The organism is Pilosibacter fragilis (assembly GCF_032490495.1).
Lineage (GTDB): Bacteria > Bacillota > Clostridia > Lachnospirales > Lachnospiraceae > Pilosibacter > Pilosibacter fragilis.
The window spans coordinates 222,175-237,841 of the sequence record NZ_JAVYJB010000001.1 but is presented as its reverse complement, the minus strand read 5'-3'; the positions used below and the strand labels follow the sequence as shown (position 1 = coordinate 237,841).

23 protein-coding genes are annotated in these 15,667 nt (G+C 45.8%); all 23 read left to right on the top strand.

Annotation, left to right across the window (positions count from 1 at the left end; genetic code table 11):
• Positions 1-309 precede the first annotated feature (309 nt).
• The 23 genes from ABCW45_RS01055 (at position 310) to ABCW45_RS00945 (ending at position 15,660) form a co-directional block, all read left to right on the top strand.
• Positions 310-2,349 carry an amidohydrolase family protein gene (locus ABCW45_RS01055; protein WP_343220033.1) on the top strand — a complete coding sequence of 680 codons (2,040 nt, stop codon included), beginning with the start codon at positions 310-312 and terminating at the stop codon, positions 2,347-2,349.
• Between the two features lie 11 nt (positions 2,350-2,360).
• On the top strand, positions 2,361-2,639 hold the full coding sequence (locus ABCW45_RS01050) for a hypothetical protein (protein WP_215630732.1): 279 nt from the start codon (positions 2,361-2,363) through the stop codon (positions 2,637-2,639).
• 155 nt (positions 2,640-2,794) lie between these two features.
• Complete coding sequence (locus ABCW45_RS01045) at positions 2,795-3,931, top strand: AAA family ATPase (protein WP_343220032.1); 1,137 nt, start codon at positions 2,795-2,797, stop codon at positions 3,929-3,931.
• A gap of 62 nt (positions 3,932-3,993) precedes the next feature.
• Positions 3,994-4,455, top strand: a complete 462-nt coding sequence (locus ABCW45_RS01040) for a GNAT family N-acetyltransferase (protein WP_343220031.1) — start codon at positions 3,994-3,996, stop codon at positions 4,453-4,455.
• Between the two features lie 18 nt (positions 4,456-4,473).
• Positions 4,474-4,848: a hypothetical protein gene (locus tag ABCW45_RS01035; RefSeq protein WP_215705288.1), complete on the top strand. Its 375-nt coding sequence runs from the start codon at positions 4,474-4,476 to the stop codon at positions 4,846-4,848.
• A 17-nt stretch (positions 4,849-4,865) separates the two neighbouring features.
• The gene (locus tag ABCW45_RS01030; protein WP_343220030.1) at positions 4,866-5,330 is read left to right on the top strand and encodes a hypothetical protein; all 465 of its coding nucleotides are present in this window, start codon (positions 4,866-4,868) and stop codon (positions 5,328-5,330) included.
• Positions 5,331-5,388: 58 nt separating this feature from the next.
• Positions 5,389-6,717 (top strand): IS200/IS605 family accessory protein TnpB-related protein, encoded by a 1,329-nt coding sequence (locus tag ABCW45_RS01025; protein WP_343220029.1) that lies wholly within the window; start codon positions 5,389-5,391, stop codon positions 6,715-6,717.
• Positions 6,718-6,745: 28 nt separating this feature from the next.
• Positions 6,746-7,009 carry a hypothetical protein gene (locus ABCW45_RS01020; RefSeq protein ID WP_343220028.1) on the top strand — a complete coding sequence of 88 codons (264 nt, stop codon included), beginning with the start codon at positions 6,746-6,748 and terminating at the stop codon, positions 7,007-7,009.
• A 49-nt stretch (positions 7,010-7,058) separates the two neighbouring features.
• Entirely contained in the window at positions 7,059-7,823 is a 765-nt protein-coding gene (locus ABCW45_RS01015; protein WP_343220027.1) for a hypothetical protein, read from the top strand.
• Between the two features lie 48 nt (positions 7,824-7,871).
• Positions 7,872-8,615: a hypothetical protein gene (locus ABCW45_RS01010; protein ID WP_343220026.1), complete on the top strand. Its 744-nt coding sequence runs from the start codon at positions 7,872-7,874 to the stop codon at positions 8,613-8,615.
• 4 nt (positions 8,616-8,619) lie between these two features.
• A complete protein-coding gene (locus ABCW45_RS01005) occupies positions 8,620-9,012 on the top strand; it encodes a DUF2493 domain-containing protein (RefSeq protein WP_343220080.1) in 393 nt (130 codons plus the stop codon).
• 127 nt (positions 9,013-9,139) lie between these two features.
• On the top strand, positions 9,140-9,859 hold the full coding sequence (locus tag ABCW45_RS01000; RefSeq protein ID WP_215630723.1) for a hypothetical protein: 720 nt from the start codon (positions 9,140-9,142) through the stop codon (positions 9,857-9,859).
• Positions 9,860-9,868: 9 nt separating this feature from the next.
• Positions 9,869-10,867 carry a hypothetical protein gene (locus tag ABCW45_RS00995; RefSeq protein ID WP_215630722.1) on the top strand — a complete coding sequence of 333 codons (999 nt, stop codon included), beginning with the start codon at positions 9,869-9,871 and terminating at the stop codon, positions 10,865-10,867.
• A gap of 66 nt (positions 10,868-10,933) precedes the next feature.
• A complete protein-coding gene (locus ABCW45_RS00990) occupies positions 10,934-11,080 on the top strand; it encodes a hypothetical protein (RefSeq protein ID WP_215630721.1) in 147 nt (48 codons plus the stop codon).
• 279 nt (positions 11,081-11,359) lie between these two features.
• Positions 11,360-11,959, top strand: a complete 600-nt coding sequence (locus ABCW45_RS00985) for a hypothetical protein (protein ID WP_215630720.1) — start codon at positions 11,360-11,362, stop codon at positions 11,957-11,959.
• Between the two features lie 72 nt (positions 11,960-12,031).
• The gene (locus ABCW45_RS00980) at positions 12,032-12,577 is read left to right on the top strand and encodes a metallophosphoesterase (protein WP_343220025.1); all 546 of its coding nucleotides are present in this window, start codon (positions 12,032-12,034) and stop codon (positions 12,575-12,577) included.
• Between the two features lie 40 nt (positions 12,578-12,617).
• Complete coding sequence (locus ABCW45_RS00975) at positions 12,618-13,016, top strand: hypothetical protein (RefSeq protein ID WP_215630718.1); 399 nt, start codon at positions 12,618-12,620, stop codon at positions 13,014-13,016.
• An 80-nt stretch (positions 13,017-13,096) separates the two neighbouring features.
• Complete coding sequence (locus ABCW45_RS00970; RefSeq protein ID WP_215630717.1) at positions 13,097-13,468, top strand: hypothetical protein; 372 nt, start codon at positions 13,097-13,099, stop codon at positions 13,466-13,468.
• A gap of 19 nt (positions 13,469-13,487) precedes the next feature.
• Positions 13,488-13,625, top strand: coding sequence for a hypothetical protein (locus ABCW45_RS00965; RefSeq protein ID WP_215630716.1), 138 nt, complete (start codon positions 13,488-13,490; stop codon positions 13,623-13,625).
• Positions 13,626-13,928: 303 nt separating this feature from the next.
• Positions 13,929-14,678 carry a TIGR02452 family protein gene (locus tag ABCW45_RS00960; protein WP_215630715.1) on the top strand — a complete coding sequence of 250 codons (750 nt, stop codon included), beginning with the start codon at positions 13,929-13,931 and terminating at the stop codon, positions 14,676-14,678.
• Positions 14,679-14,717: 39 nt separating this feature from the next.
• Entirely contained in the window at positions 14,718-15,125 is a 408-nt protein-coding gene (locus ABCW45_RS00955; RefSeq protein ID WP_343220024.1) for a hypothetical protein, read from the top strand.
• Entirely contained in the window at positions 15,112-15,309 is a 198-nt protein-coding gene (locus tag ABCW45_RS00950) for a hypothetical protein (RefSeq protein ID WP_215630713.1), read from the top strand. The genes ABCW45_RS00955 and ABCW45_RS00950 overlap by 14 nt, the downstream gene beginning before the upstream one ends.
• Positions 15,310-15,324: 15 nt before the next feature.
• Positions 15,325-15,660, top strand: a complete 336-nt coding sequence (locus ABCW45_RS00945) for a hypothetical protein (protein ID WP_215630712.1) — start codon at positions 15,325-15,327, stop codon at positions 15,658-15,660.
• The last annotated feature ends 7 nt before the right edge of the window (positions 15,661-15,667 follow it).

Here is a 15,667-nt window from a genome sequence, read left to right as displayed (position 1 = left end):
TATACCGCACCAGCGGTCAAGCCATTCTTTGAGCGTAAAATGGATCTGTTCTGGCAGGAATTGGCAAAAAGTGAGCTGGCGAAAAATCAGGAAGCGGTAAAAACCATATTCCGGCTTCTCAGATTTGTAGCCCCGGACGAGATTATGCCATTATTCTATTCTTCTTACTGGCGCACAGAACTGGAACATTGTCTGGATAACCATGTATTCTGTGATTTAAAAACAGAGGAAGAAAAAAGATGGTACTGTGAAATTATGTTGCATACTCCAGTAATTCGCAAAACGCACTCAGATTCCCAGCGAGCCAGAATGATCACTTTAATCATGCAGAATAAAAACAATGACGTGTATCTGAATCTGCTCTGCTGCGATCCGAATATGAATGGGTTATTTACCGTGCATCAGATTATGCAGATGTCAGAAGGGCTGGAAAATCCAGAATCGGTTGCAAGTTACCTTCAGAAATGGAATCAGTATTTCATACAGGAAGAATCTTGTGAGAAAGACCGATATGCAAATCACAGACAGCGGATGAAGCGGTTGATCAACTTAACCGCATACAGCGGAGGCGAACCACGCTTTCTAAAGAAGTTGGACCGCGTCGTCATGACAGCTACGGATACAGAACTGGATGATATTCTTTCAGGTTCCCCATTGCAGATTCTTGGTCGGATTTGTAGGTGTAATGAAGTGGACAAAATTACCGCTGATTTTCCAAAGGAAACGTCCACGTCCGTAACATTGGATGGTGATGTATTCTGCGTGCGGGATTTTCTGGCTGATGCAGTGTTAAAACGCCAAAAAGCAGTGCTTCGCTACTTAGCCGGTAGGGATTTGACAGAAAACACAGTGTCCTATTTATGCACGGAACACTGCAAGGTAAGCCGGTTGGTTTATTTGAATGCATGGAGCGCAAAAGATATCAACACGCTTGCAGAAAAAGATCTGTTTTCTGTGTTTGATGAATACGGCAATACCATTCTGGATCTGGCAAAGAAATTTGGAAAGAACACGCCATATACATTTCAGGAGATCCAAACACTGCAGCGTATCTGTGCGACACCGGAAGGTTTCTTTCAGAAACTTACAATCTTTTTTATCCTGTTAAGCCGTCTGCGTTCAGAAGAAGCGTGTAGAAGGATCAGTCAGTTTGCAAAATACTCCAAACAGGCACTGGATGATGCAGACGTAAGTAATGTTGTCCGTCATCTGAAGCAGGGTGACATTCCGACGATGGTAAAACGGATCGTATCCGTTCCTGTGACATCGGAAACAGCCGCAAAAATCATGACGACGTCAAACAACCTGGAATCGGTCCTACAGACTGCCAAAACAGAAACTGAAATACTGTTTGTACTTGAAAACCCGGCGCTTTGTATTACAGGTTTAAAAGAGGGCATGAAGCAGTTTTTAAATCAGGACGAGACAGTGCTGGAAGTGAAAAAACAGCTGGACCTTCCGGATGAATTTTACAGGATCAACAAAGATACTGTCTGGAAATTCTTCCTTTCCGGAAACGGCAAATATGTACGTGCCTATATGCATTCTTCGGTACGGGAGGCTTTCAAAGTGGTGGTCAAAGCCGCCATGTGTGATTGTTTGGATGAGCTGCGGTATACGGATCTGGACAAAGAATGCTGTATGACGATCCGGGATCGTATGTACGACCACTGGGTTCACAACAATGCCGTAACAATCAGCGGATATAAAGTATACGAAGATACTTCTTTCCAAGGCATTATGAACCTTGGAGCAGTGCCGACCAGAACATGTATGAACTATGTGGATGGTTTGTACCGTCAGTGTCTGCTGGCATATTTCGATGGTAATAAAAAAATTATTTATGTAAAGAAAAATGGCACCATCATTGCACGTGCCGTGATTCGACTGACAAAAACGGCCAATCGCATGAAAGAACGTGATGAAGACCGCCTGACCTTTACGGATGTCGCAGTAAAGCAGACGCAGACATCTGTGCAGTCAACCCCGTTTGTCGAGACCCCGATTATTTTCCTGGAACGGTGTTATTCTGGCATTCAGGGAAAGAAACGAATAGAAATTGAATCTGCCATTATCCGGTTTGCAATGGAAAAAGCAGAGGAACTTGGCTGTGGCTATCTGGTGTCAGGAGAATATGAAACAACCATCGCTGGCTCAACCTGGGGAAAGACGCTGATCAAAGCAAAAAACCCGGTATTCATTACAAAATCCAAAGCAGGCGAACAGTACCTTGATTCATTCGGTGGTGTCTATTCCAATAAAGGTAGTGGATGGCACGAAAATACCTATGTCAACGCCAAATGTTTTGGTGTCAGAGACGTTATAGGCAATGCGGCAAATAAGCAATAAGGAGAAAAACTATGTTAGGAAACTTAATGAGCGCGGTAGAGGCGCGTAATATCACGAAAAAGATCAGAGCAGAAAAATTGGAAAAGCAGATCAAAAGTTATGCAAGGCAAATTGAGGATGCTGCGTCACGCGGAGAATTCTATGTATCCTGTGATGGTGAACAAATGTCATCAGCAGCCCGAAAATATCTGGAAAAACATGGATATACCGTCACGACATCAACTCCAGACAGAGAACCGTATTGGGAAATCAGCTGGAAAGTGGAAGACGACCAGGAAATGCCGGAATAACCAAAGTAATATCCTTCAGAATGGGACAGTGCTTATGCACTGTCCTATTTTTTTTGTAGCTTACGATAGAAAACATGCCTCTTTATCCGTTCTTTCCATTTCCATAATTTATCCGAACCTTTAAAAGACGCTTGAGAAGCAAAGGAGAGAAAAAAATGAAGAAAAATGAAACAGCAAGACAAAAAGCGATGTCGTCCATGGCATATTTCTTTTTACGAATGGCATTCGGAAAAGAAAAATACCCGGAATCTGTGATGGAGGAACTGGAATGGGTCGTGAACGAACTGATGGAAGAACACCCGGATCCGGATCTGTTAGCCGCCGTCAAGGAGGAATTTTTAAGCGGAGATTATCTGGCGAAACGTGGCGCTTATCCATATTTTACATTGCAGGAAAACCTTCTGACATACTACGGTTATGATTTCGAAGAAACGGAGGGATTAAAACGTACTTTGTGCGATATGCGATTCAGTCCTGATCCGCTGATCATTCTGATTGGGCGATCCGGAGCCGGAAAGACCAGCGTGGCGGAATATCTGCATAAAAAATATGGCTGGCTTCAGGTGGAATCCTATACAACCAGACCAAGAAGATCCGCGGATGAAATCGGACACCGTTTTGTGACGGAAGCAGAATTTGATGAAATCCCGAAAGATGAGATCAAGGGATACATGGAATACCGCGGATACCGTTATGGAGCAACAAAGGAGCAGCTGGATGAAGCAAATATGTATGTTGTTGATCCAGGCGGATATGAAACGCTGAAACAGCAGTACCAGGACCGTCCGCTTTACGCAATCAAATTAACTGCGTCCCGTGACGTATTAAAAGAACGGATGGAGGCTCGTGGAACATCAGAAAAAGAGATTGATGACCGTCTCTGGAAGGACGAAGAACTCTTCCGTGATTTTCAGGTGGATGCGGAAATCAATACAGATCATCTCGCCATTTCTGAAGTCGGCCAGTTCATTGTAAAACTCTTTCATGATGCGTGTGACTCATGCCAGAAAGCACAGGCTCCGGAGTATCTGACCGTTCATATCACCAATATCAAGTGGGATACATCGGATGATGATGCTGATGGCGAAGACGATACCGAGGATCTTAGGCTGCCGGAAGAAATTATCGTATCGGATTATTTCCGCATTGCAGATTACAAAACTAAAGATGGCATTGACACAGAAACACTGGCAGATGTCATTGCAGACTGGCTGTCTGATGAATACGGATTCCTGCACGGTGGATTCTCAGCAGAAATTACCGCACCGGAAAAGTTCCAAATGGAACTGTAAGATGCACGAGTACAAAGCCGCCTGCCTGCGTGTGGGCGGCATCCTTAGAATCAGGAGATACAATGGAAACAGCAACAACAAAACCATTAGGAAAAAGTGATGCGGCAACAATTTCAGAGCTGGACAAATTATCAGGATTCCATGTATTGGAATGGGTAGAAGACTTCAGCGGATGGAATGACGAAAGCTGGGGCTTGTATCTGGGCGGCAAACTGATTGGATATTGCACGATTGGCTACGCGGATAACGAATGCCCGGTAATCACCGATCACGAACTGTGGACTCCGGATTCATACCAGTTAAGCGATGTGTTTATCCTACCAGCATACCGGCATCGGGGCTATGGTTCCAAAATGGTCAAGGAAGCGATCAGAGGCCGCTGTGTATCCGAAGGGAAACGGCCGGTATTTTTACAGGTGTTAAATGCAAAACTACAGGCATTTTATCGGATGATCGGTTTTTACGAAATCCGCAATGCCATGGGGTATCACACCATGGTTTTTCCGCCCGATAATCAAATTTAGAACAAGGAGAAAAAAATTATGACAAAACACAAGTTACAGAAAATCTTGGAAAAGGCAGGAATTCAGACAAACACCATGGAACTGCGAGTGTTTGTTCCAACCGAAAATGCAGTGATATATATGCAGGTTGGAGACGGAAGCCAGCTGGATAGAGATGAGGATGAGAGCGGGACGCCATACGACGGATACATTGATTATAAGACGTCGGAATGGGACTACGACGAAAACTGCTTCGCGGAAGGAGACGGAGGTATTTTCGAGTATGTTGCAAATGCGGAAGATGCTACTTTGGGTGAGCTGTATTCCCGCGTACACGATGTTCTTTGTTATCTGTATGAAGACGCCGTAGAAGACGCGGATTTCGCCGTCCAGGTTCTGAAAGAAATGCAGTAAGGAAAGGGAGAAGCATTATGGAGAAAAAAATAGAATCAGCAGAAGAAAAACTGGCATTGATCCGGAAGGGATTTCCAAAAGATCCATGCAGGGACTGCCTGTTTGAGGAGGATGATGGATGCAACTGTCAGGATCGGAAAGATTACAGGGCCAAACTTCAGCATCTTCGGGATATTGGAGTCTATGATCTCATGTATGACATCCAGGAAATTGAAAGTCAACGGAGTTGGATTGTTTGGATTCGAAGAGAAAAGGGTGAAAATGATGAACGAATTGCTTCAATCCAGAAAGAAATCAACGAACTGGAAAAGAAATGTGAAGATGCTCTGACACAGCTGAAAGAAGCGGCCGATGAAGTCAAAAAAAATAAAAAAACGGAGGCCGAGATGTATAAGATCATTGAAAACGGTATGGAAAGATTATGTTCCGTTGAAGAAGCGGAGATCAGTCGTCGCATACTCGTGACTTCAGTCGTGAGTTAGGCGATTGTCAATTTCCGCGGCATTTGCTCCATAATTACCACAGAAAGGAGGCTGCCGTATGAAGCTCAGTATGACATACTGTGTCCGAACCAAGGGATTTAACCGCGTTTTCGACGAAACTGTCCGTCTGTACCGTCAGGCAGTCTCCTTCTTCGTGGCTGTATGCCTGAAAGAATGGAAGTATATTTCTGTCATTCAGGGACAGAAGAACCGTTCCGGTTTTGTGGAATCACTTACGGTTAAAACGAAACAGAACCTTGTTGTTCCATACGACTTCTCGGTGAGATTCTACAAGTTCCCAAGTTATCTGCGCCGGGCGGCCATTGCGGAAGCGCTTGGTAAGGTTTCGTCCTATCGCAGTAATCTGGCAAACTGGGAGGCGACAGATCCGGAGAAACGCGGAGATAAACCATCGCTGCCGCAGACAGGCTTTGTGTATCCGGCCATGTACCGGTCCGGCATGTTTGTCCGTACCGGGATGTATCAGGCGGCGCTGAAAGTTTTTATCCGTAATACCTGGGACTGGGTTCTGATGGATCTTCGAAAAAGTGATGTGGATTATATCAAGCATCACTGTACAAATTACAAGGAATGCGTGCCGACCTTACAGAAACGCGGGAAGAAATGGTTTCTGGATTTCGTGTTCCAGACAGCAGTCAAACTCCCGGAAGTTTCTATCAAAAATACCCGCATCCTGGCCGTAGATCTGGGACTGAACAGTGCGTGTACGTGCAGCATCATGACTCCGGAGGGCGCGGTCCTCGGGAGGGAATTTCTTTCCCTTCCGAGAGAATACGACTCCCTGGAGCATGCGATCAGCCACATCAAGCATGCACAGAAGCTCTGTGCCCATAAAACACCAGGTCTCTGGAAACAGGCAAAGGGCATCAACGATGACATTGCGGTCAAGACCGCCCGGTTCATCGTGGATACGGCCATAAAGTATGATGTGGACTGCATCGTCATGGAACACCTGGATCTCGCCGGAAAGAAGCGCGGCAGCAAGAAGCAGCGGCTCCACCTCTGGCGGGCGAAATACATACAGGCCATGGTCGTGAATAAGGCCCACCGGAACATGATCCGGATCGCCCGGGTCTGTGCCTGGAATACATCGAGACTTGCGTTTGACGGTACCGGCCGCGTACAGCGCGGGAAAGAGGCAGAGCTTCCAAGCTACAGCCTCTGCCGGTTTCCGACCGGGAAGCAGTACAACTGCGACCTGAACGCATCTTATAACATCGGTTCCCGATATTATATCCGGGAACTCTTAAAGACCCTTCCGGTAACGGCAGGGCAGGCAGTTGCGGCAAAAGTACCGGAACTTGCCCATCGAAGTCAGTGTACCTTATCCTCGTTAATTAAGCTGAATGCGGTGCTTGCGGCGTAACGCGGCAAAGTAACTGAGTTCAGCCTGTATGGAGGAAGGGCAGCCCGGGAGCCCTAAAGGCTCCAACCGGACAGGAAATCCGGCTACCGGGACACTTTCATGGCAGAGCTTTTCAGGAACGGGATCCGACCGGATACCGGAAGCTCGTGGCTTCAGTCATGAGAGACGACTTCACGTGCCGTGTTACATGGATCAGGAAGGCTGGTATTATTTCGATGAAAATAACGGACAGAACGGATTAAATCTGTATACCGGAGCATGGAAAAATGAAAGCAGTGGCGAGGTATGTTAAAAAAACGAGCAGAACAGGAAAACTGAGCCTAAAGTAAAGGAGAAAAAAGATGAAAGTTGCAGAAAAAGATCTGAAAGGTTATGCATACGCAGACGGAACGCACTGGCATTGGGGCGAAAAGGAAGTTGCCATCATCAATGACTATACAGCGGAAATTGAGTGGTGCTGCCGAAAATCCAGTCTGCCTGATGATGTTATAAAAGCAATCTATGACAGAAAACCAAAACCGAGTGGCAAGTGGGTGATTGAAGCTGACCGCATTAACATGGGTGCAACACAGGGGGAAATTCTTGTGCGTATTAATGGACAGACAGTTGCTTGCTTTGGTGATGAAAAGCATCTGAAAGACGGAGAATGGACGAGTTCCTACCCAGATGAAAAACTTGGCGAATTGATCATCAACACTTTGTGGCATAAACATGATGATCTTTATCATTTCAGTGATAAGGTGAAAGCTGTGCTCATGCTGGGAACAGAACATGACGGGAAAAGCGCAAAAACACCGGAACCGGTAATATATGTGGAAACGCCGGTGGGTATTATGCACGCTTACCCGTCCTCCGATCCGGATTACCCAGGAATTTTTGTGGATTTGGAACGGGAAGGAAAGGTAATGTCAGCTCCGCTTTTGTTAATCGACTTTTCACATACGGAATTTCCGGAATGCAAAAACCCGGAGGCAGCTGAAAAGGGTGTACTGGTATGCCGCTGCTGGCAGGATGTCCGCCAGGAAGATTACAAGGAACAGGATCGTACGGTCTTTACCGGGTACGACGAATTCTTTGCTGAGCAAGGCAATGGCAACAATCCATGATTTCCATCATAAGAGACAGATGTACAAAAAAGAGCAGGAGGAAAAACGATGACTTATTATAATGAGGGAACTTTTGTAACCAAAACCATGGAAGATATGAGCAAGCTGGTGGAGATTTTAAATCATGAAGAACTCGATCCGTATGGTTTTGATTCGGATGATGCTTATGAATCGAATGGACAATTCTGTCTGGAGCTCAATGACTGCAACGGTGACATCGAGCAGCAGATTGATAAGATCGCGGAAGCATGCCAGAAGAAACATTTGGATGTGGACTTCGAAATCCATTATTACGGTGATGCGGAAGGTGCTTATCTGTTCCATAACGGAGTGTATGAGTGTCTTGGTGAAGAAGAATACCACGCCCATCAGATGGATGAAAAAGTTCTGTTAAAAGAAGTCTATCGCCGTGGCCTGAACCGCAAGATCTATAACGATGCTATCCGCAGTTTTATGCAATCTGAACTGGAAACCCAGTATGGCATGTATGAGAAAGATGCAAAAAGAGCTGCAGTCTTGGCTTTTGAACGTTATGTAAATACGGAAGATGCGAGTCAGTATGATGGAATCCAATGGGCCGCAGAACGTTATCGTTCATCTATCTTAATTGAGGTAAGTAGAGAAACTCTCCCGGAATATTGGGATGATTTTGCGATTGTCATCGCGTTACCTGATGGAACTAACGTACTGGCGCAGGAAAAACATTACACATTACATGACTGCCTACACAAGCTCGATAGCGTGAAATTTTTCATTGATGGAATCGATGTAGGAGGACAATGCGAGAACTAACAGAATTTATGAGATCCGACTGATTGTAGCCGGATCCCGTACCTTTCATGATTATAAACTGGCAAAGGAAAAGTTGGATCGAATCGTGTTTGGACTGCAGGAAGATTATCCGGGTGCACATATTGTCATTATTTCCGGCGACGCAAAGGGAGCTGACCAGATTGGCATCCGGTACGCCATGGAACGAAAATTGCCACTCCGCAGATTCCCAGCGGAGTGGAATAAATATGGGAAAATGGCAGGACCAATGCGTAATGCCCAGATGATGTCATATGCAAAGGAAGGTATTCCGGCACTTGTCGCGTTCTGGGACGGGAAAAGCCGTGGGACTAAAAACATGATCAATACCGCAGATAATGGACGTACATTTGTCCGGGTTATCCGGTATGATTCCTAGCTCTCTAAAACAGGCAGCATAAAGCTGTCTGTTTTTTTGCGCAAAAATCCAAAAAACTGCCTGTTCCTTCCATAATTGGCTTAGTCAAAAAACACCGTATTCTGTGGATATCTGGAAGGAGAACATTATGTCAGAACACAAGAAAAAATTCTATCAGGTACCGTTCAATGATGCATTGGTAGGATTTCTCTACATACTGGCCTATGCTATGTATTTTGAATTTTTACCAATACTGTATCGCAAAATCGTGGACCCATTGGCACCGTTCGATGTCAGATGGTTATTTTGTTCCTTTGTGCTTGGTGCATTTGGATTGGTATTTATTGTAATGACACTTTGGAAAATAGCAGATAAATTGCCATTCGGATTTCTCTCTGTGTTGTGTCGTTGTCTCGGAGTAATCGTTGGTATACCATCTGTAATTTTGATTGCCATACCAATGATCCATCTGCTTGTTCCCTATTACATCACAAGATTCTTTCTGAAAATTACCGGGCATACAGCGGCGAAAAAAGCTCAAAAAGAAAAAGAGAAACAGTACCAGGAAGATACAGATCGAATCAACAGGATGGTTTGGGAAGCACAGCAATATTATGAGGAAACGGAACAGGAAGAGGCCAGACAAAAGGCCATTCAGCAGATACAGGATTACGCGAAATCTCTGGGTTTTTCGCAGATCCCATCAATGGAAGAATTTAAGCACGCACGTAATGCGTACCTGAAAAAATACCATCCGGATAACGGCGGAACCAATGAAGAATTCATTCGGGCGCAAAAAGAAATGGAGAACATGGAAGAGATTGTCAAACTGTGGCACGCAGGGCATCTTTACGATGATGTGGAGTAGGAGGGGCGTATGCAGAATAAGAAGTGGAACAGATTAAAAATATCCTTTGTGGCTGTTCTGGCCGTCACATGGATTCCTGCCCAGTTATGCAGCGCATTCCCCGTATATGCGTGCGAAGCAGATACAACTGCCATGCTCATTCAAAGCGCAAAGAAACAGACAGATATATCCCAGACTCAGACATTGACTGATACGGGACACGGGATTTTTCTATGTGGCCCTAATGGTGCCCGGGAAGGGTGGGGTATCGACATGTCCAATGGCGAACTGTATTACACCGCACCAGGGTTACAAACCGGCGTTGCAACAAATCAGAAACAGGATGACTCCTACCTTGCCGCAGACGGCAGAATGATCAATGGTGCCAATCTGAACCCGGAAGAAAATCTTGTTAGAAGTATTGCGTATGAAAATGGCGAGGCACTTTCATTTGTAACAGACCAGGCGCTGATCGACTGGGAAAGTTATTATGTGCGTCAGTACCGGATGACAGATGAAGACGTTCCCGGTATCAGCCAGGTCATCGGACCCGCTGCTCGAAAAGTGAAATGGATAGTTCAATGGGAGAAAACTGCGGATAAGCAAAATGACTGTAAAAACAAAATCATCCAGACATATGGAACGATTAATGGATGTTCCAGGCTCGCAAAGGTGATCCAGGCAGTGCATAAATTGGATGATACCACATTTGATGAAAGTTATATCTACGCAAGCCTCGATACTGCGGTGGAACGGAAACGGATGGTCTGCTGGCAGTTCGCCCGTACAGTACGCACCATTCTGAGAGAATCCGGCATGGAAACTGAGTGCCTGGTGGTACAGCGGTATTCTGACGGTGCTTTCCATACTATGTTGCGGTGGCGGGACGAGGAAGGAATCTGGCGCTATACGGATCCGACTATGTATGTGGAAACAAAATCGGAACTTTACTGTGATATGCCGTATTCCTTGTTTCAATCATCGTATCACCCGGTGGAAAGTATTCGATTTGGGAAAATTAACACGTAAGAAATTTTGTTGCCGCTGAATATCACCTTCCATAATTATTCCAGTTTGATACAAGGAATTGGAGCCATGAAAACAACAATGGTTACAGCAGAAATTCTGCTGACAGAATGGAAAGGTGCATCCGGCACCGACGCATACAGATTGTTTCATAAAAAATCACGTCAGACCGTCGCAAAGATGACGGCTGTCTTTTATGAGGGAATGCTGTATTGAACCGACCATGTCAATGGTCGTTTATATACTGGTCAATCCGTTGCATTTACGGATGAACAACCGTGGATTTGGAATTTCAGGCGCATTCGGCGCAACGCATACGGGTTTCCACGTAAAAAATTATGGCAGGCTGTCACAAGATGGCAGCTGTCTTTTATGTTGGGGATGCCGTATTCAATCAGTCGTGCCGTGCGCATGGACTGTGATTTATACAGAACATATCAAAAAAACACATGAAGAAGGCATTGCGTTGCGCAATGTCGTAAGGAGGAAAAAATTATGAAAAAAATAAAAAAAATTAACACCATTTGCAACCGCGCAGCAGCACTGGGATGTGTGGAAGATATTCAGATTGAAATCAAAGGAAACTATGATTTCTTCTATGAATATCTAAAAATGTTCCCACAGCGCAGCATGGTCAAAGCCCTGCGTAGTGCTTCCCTTCTCGGTAAGATTTTTGTTACCGGAATGGAAGGCGATACAGCACCGACATACCAGGCATATGTTCTGGGAGTGTTAAAGGCTCTCCAGAAATATGACTGGGATGATCGCACACAAGCACGACTCTGGCGTGCGGGCGCAGAAGACGAATGGTGTATCGCGAAAGCGTACACCATGGGTCGCAACGCACAGGTGGTTTCTTCTGACGGGAAGACCATCAATGTGTGGCTTGGCGCCGGCGAAGGGTACGATGGCGACCACAACGACATTTGGTTGTGGTTGACCGTTGACTACGATTGGGAGCACCTGTATTGGCGTTTCCCTATCGGCCACGCCGGTACAGAGCGCGCCCTGGCAGCGTATGAAGCGGCCTGTAAAAAAGTCGCGGAGTGCGAGTCTTCAGTTCTGAAAGAGGAACTGAGGACGCTGCTTGCGTAGCCCGATAACAAAAAAATAAACCGATGAGGAAGGTGCCCGCGGTCGTACGGGTGCCGTAAGGAGAAAAAAAATATGGCAAAGATTTATTATACTGGGGATTTACATTTCGGTCATTTTAACGCAATCAAGTATGATTGTCGGCCGTGGCCGGATGTAGAAACCATGGCGGAGGGACTGATCGAGCGCTGGAACGCCCGCGTGCAGGACGATGATCTCGTATACGTGCTGGGTGATGTCTGCTTCCGGAGTAAATATCCGGCGTGGCATTATCTGGAACGGATGCGCGGCAGGAAAGTTCTGATCGTGGGTAACCATGATGCGGAACTGTTAGCGGACGAGCGCCCTCGTCGCTATTTCGATGAGATCCAGTATTATCTGGAAATCAAAGATAGCGAGAAGCAGATCGTCCTCTGCCATTATCCGATGGCAGAGTGGAACGGCATGAACCGCGGATGGCGGCATGTTTTTGCGCACATTCATGCGCAGACAAACAGCACCTACAGCATCATGCGGAACCTGCCGAAAGCGTTGAATGCCGGTTGTATGATCAACAACTTTGCTCCGGCAACACTGGACGAGCTGGTTGTAAACAACCGGATATTCAACGAAACTCACTAAAACAAAGCAAGACGCACACGGCGTCATAAGGAGGAAAAAAATGAATTTTTTAAGCGAGACTTTCAAAAACGGTGTGGTGGTAGTAAACACCACGCCGCACAGCGTTACATTACAGGATATTGGTGGCACCTTAAAACAGGTGCCACAGTGCGGCGTTCTGGTCAACGCGAAGGCCGTAGAAACGCAGGTAAATGACCTGTACGTATCTACCAGCTTTTGTGGCGACGAGGCCGGCCAGCAGACCATCGCTGGCATTAAGCGTTGGTTTGAAGAGGTTAAAAACCCAGGTGAACGTCTGGTGATCTTGGGCAGCATCATCGCAGCTCAAGCTTACCCGGGCGACGTCGTAGCCATGGTACCTGTACCGGGCTATGAACGTGTTGCTCCGCCAGAAAAGAGAATGCGGTGTGATAAATTCACCGTGTTCTCTGCCAAATAGTTTTCAAAAGAGCGGGCATAGCTTCATGTGCCTGCTCTTTTTGGTAATCAGGGCACCAAAGGTACTCAGAAAGGAGAAATATGGGAATCACGATTTATGACTTGCGTACAAGCCACAACCGGCATCCGGAATTCGGTGATTTTGTTATGTGTCAGCACTGCGGACGATATATGCTTGTCAACTTTGGTGAAGATGACTGCCCGATCTGCGGCGAACATACGCTTCAGTGGGCAGATTATGGGCACCGTCAGGTGAATCTGGAGTATTTCGCCCAAACGGAACGTTATATGGTTAGTACACTGAAAACAGATGATCTGCGTGGTTGCGTTGGCAAACCAAAGTCACCACAAACGCCTGAAGCCAAGAAAACACAACCGGAGAGAACAGGAAACAAAACAGTGGTCTGGCATAAGGAACGCCTCAACCAGGAACCTAAATGTATAAAAAATTAGAAAAAAGGAGAAGGACACAATGAACACATTGATCGTTGGCAGTATCATTACCGTAGCTGTTATGATTGCATTTCTTGATTATTGCTGTGTTGCGTCCAAGCGCGACAGAAAGCAGGATGACCAGGAACAGCTTCTGTGGATCGAGGAACATTGTTGATTTAAGACCGCCAATGGCGGTCTTTTTTGCGTATGACGGGCATGCCATCAGTCTGTGGCAAAAGTCCGCAAAGGGCGTAGTTGCGATGTACTACATAACAACTCACATGGTTTGTGTCGTGAGATGTGGCGAAAAAAAGAGATGCAATGATACTGTGGATAAGCAATATGCCATTTTTTCGAAAGATATTTTTCGCAGGACATCTTCTTCCATAATTTCCATGAAACTGTTAAAGACACATGGAGGTAAAAAATGGGAAGAAAAAATAATGGACTGAATTATTTCAGTAAAAGGAAAGAAAACATGGAAAAAGCACAGGAGATCGTCCAGTGGGAAGAACGCAACTGCAAGGAGGAAATTAAAGACCTTGTAAAACGCACGGAACTGATTCAGGATACCGGAACAATGCATTCCGGCCCGTGTAAGTTTGAGCAGCCGGAAGTAGAAGTTGTGCAGTGCTCCACGGTAGATGCCATTATGGCGGAATATGCCAAGGGGAACCGTGTATGTGCATTAAACTTTGCATCATACAAAAATCCAGGCGGTATGTTTCTGGATGGTTCCATGGCGCAGGAAGAAAGTCTGTGTCATGCATCCTTGTTGTACCCGGTCCTGAACAGCACACAGGCCAGAACGATATTTTATGACCGGCACCAGGGCAATCTGAACAAAGCATTATATCGTTCGGACATGCTTTATACACCGGATATTCCGTTCTGGCAGCACGGCGAGGAGGCTAAAGCATCCATTATCACCTGCGCGGCACCGAATAAAAAAGCAGCGCAGAAGTATCAGGGTGTGCCGGATGCCGTATGCAAAGAAGCGATGGAAGAGCGCATTGCGGCTGTACTGAACGCTGCACATAGCAAGGGCGAAGAAGTTCTGATCCTTGGCGCATTCGGCTGTGGCGTTTTTGGAAATGATGTCCGAGAGGTAGCGGAGATTTTCCGTGATGAACTGAATCTGCTGTTTTATGGAACATTCCGTCGCATTGTTTTTGCCGTTCTGGACGAACCGAGCTGCAAAATTATGAAGGAAGTGCTGATACACTAATGAGAAAGGAGAGCGGGTTCGCACCCGTGGGATAAAAAAATGAAAGAATTAAAAAATATGTTAATTGTCGACGTAACAGAATGCAGTGATCATGCAAAAACCAGAATCGGCCGCGTGATTGAGCTGATTGCCATGCAGGAACCGGATACTGCTATCATGTGGTATCCGGAATGCGGTGACGGATTGAAGCGCAGATTCCGTTTGTCCGGTGTGACTGTGAAAAAGAAATTATTTTCAAAGACCGTGATTTTACGGACGGCGACCGGAATTTACACACTTCGTCCTGCAACCAGGGATGAAATGGAACATGCACGCAAGTATGCGGAATATCGTTTCGTGGTAGATATGGTGACCAGTGCATACGGGGAAGATGTCTGCTATATGTCACCGGAAGAAGTAGTGGCATTGGCAAAAAACCTGAGAGGAGGGAATTATGCTGCATTATGAGTACAAGCTCAGATTCTATGAGTTATCAGGATCAAACAAAGGCAATCTGCGAACGGAAGAATTTTTCGCAAGCCGCGAAGGCTTATTGAAGCGTTACAGAGAGGCCTTCCGAAAAGAACTGTATTCCCTTAACCCTACTGCGTGGCAGTATGTGGACGGAGAATGGGAACGTATTTTGTTGTAAGTATACGGAGGAAATATGTTAATCACAGACACAACGCAACGGCTCGGCATAAGCACCATGACACATCTGTTTCTGCAAACATTTTTTTGCGGGGACTGGTATGGTAAATCTATTACGGATGAACTTGAGTGGGTTGTAAAAGAATTGACTTATGAAGAACCGGACAAAAAACTGATGATGGAGTTAAGGATCGGATTATGTCACGGTGGATACGTCCAGAATAAAACAGACGTCATGTTTACTTATGCCATGCAGAAATTAGTAGAGTTTTATGGATTGCCACTGTATAAAGCAAAAAAAATCTGCCGCCGGCTTCAAAGCCTGCTGCCGGAAAACTCAAACAAAAATTAAGGAGAAA

Bases quoted from the DNA above. Each gene is read 5' to 3' on its own strand.
- ABCW45_RS00975 (WP_215630718.1), top strand. From the start codon at position 12,618: ATGAATTTTTTAAGCGAGACTTTCAAAAACGGTGTGGTGGTAGTAAAC.
- ABCW45_RS00995 (WP_215630722.1), top strand. From the start codon at position 9,869: ATGCAGAATAAGAAGTGGAACAGATTAAAAATATCCTTTGTGGCTGTT.
- ABCW45_RS01035 (WP_215705288.1), top strand. From the start codon at position 4,474: ATGACAAAACACAAGTTACAGAAAATCTTGGAAAAGGCAGGAATTCAG.
- ABCW45_RS00945 (WP_215630712.1), top strand. From the start codon at position 15,325: ATGTTAATCACAGACACAACGCAACGGCTCGGCATAAGCACCATGACA.
- ABCW45_RS01030 (WP_343220030.1), top strand. From the start codon at position 4,866: ATGGAGAAAAAAATAGAATCAGCAGAAGAAAAACTGGCATTGATCCGG.
- ABCW45_RS01015 (WP_343220027.1), top strand. From the start codon at position 7,059: ATGAAAGTTGCAGAAAAAGATCTGAAAGGTTATGCATACGCAGACGGA.
- ABCW45_RS01055 (WP_343220033.1), top strand. From the start codon at position 310: ATGATCACTTTAATCATGCAGAATAAAAACAATGACGTGTATCTGAAT.
- ABCW45_RS00960 (WP_215630715.1), top strand. From the start codon at position 13,929: ATGGAAAAAGCACAGGAGATCGTCCAGTGGGAAGAACGCAACTGCAAG.
- ABCW45_RS01020 (WP_343220028.1), top strand. From the start codon at position 6,746: ATGGAGGAAGGGCAGCCCGGGAGCCCTAAAGGCTCCAACCGGACAGGA.
- ABCW45_RS00990 (WP_215630721.1), top strand. From the start codon at position 10,934: ATGAAAACAACAATGGTTACAGCAGAAATTCTGCTGACAGAATGGAAA.
- ABCW45_RS00985 (WP_215630720.1), top strand. From the start codon at position 11,360: ATGAAAAAAATAAAAAAAATTAACACCATTTGCAACCGCGCAGCAGCA.
- ABCW45_RS00955 (WP_343220024.1), top strand. From the start codon at position 14,718: ATGAAAGAATTAAAAAATATGTTAATTGTCGACGTAACAGAATGCAGT.
- ABCW45_RS01045 (WP_343220032.1), top strand. From the start codon at position 2,795: ATGAAGAAAAATGAAACAGCAAGACAAAAAGCGATGTCGTCCATGGCA.
- ABCW45_RS01000 (WP_215630723.1), top strand. From the start codon at position 9,140: ATGTCAGAACACAAGAAAAAATTCTATCAGGTACCGTTCAATGATGCA.
- ABCW45_RS00965 (WP_215630716.1), top strand. From the start codon at position 13,488: ATGAACACATTGATCGTTGGCAGTATCATTACCGTAGCTGTTATGATT.
- ABCW45_RS00950 (WP_215630713.1), top strand. From the start codon at position 15,112: ATGCTGCATTATGAGTACAAGCTCAGATTCTATGAGTTATCAGGATCA.
- ABCW45_RS01025 (WP_343220029.1), top strand. From the start codon at position 5,389: ATGAAGCTCAGTATGACATACTGTGTCCGAACCAAGGGATTTAACCGC.
- ABCW45_RS00970 (WP_215630717.1), top strand. From the start codon at position 13,097: ATGGGAATCACGATTTATGACTTGCGTACAAGCCACAACCGGCATCCG.
- ABCW45_RS01040 (WP_343220031.1), top strand. From the start codon at position 3,994: ATGGAAACAGCAACAACAAAACCATTAGGAAAAAGTGATGCGGCAACA.
- ABCW45_RS01050 (WP_215630732.1), top strand. From the start codon at position 2,361: ATGTTAGGAAACTTAATGAGCGCGGTAGAGGCGCGTAATATCACGAAA.
- ABCW45_RS01010 (WP_343220026.1), top strand. From the start codon at position 7,872: ATGACTTATTATAATGAGGGAACTTTTGTAACCAAAACCATGGAAGAT.
- ABCW45_RS00980 (WP_343220025.1), top strand. From the start codon at position 12,032: ATGGCAAAGATTTATTATACTGGGGATTTACATTTCGGTCATTTTAAC.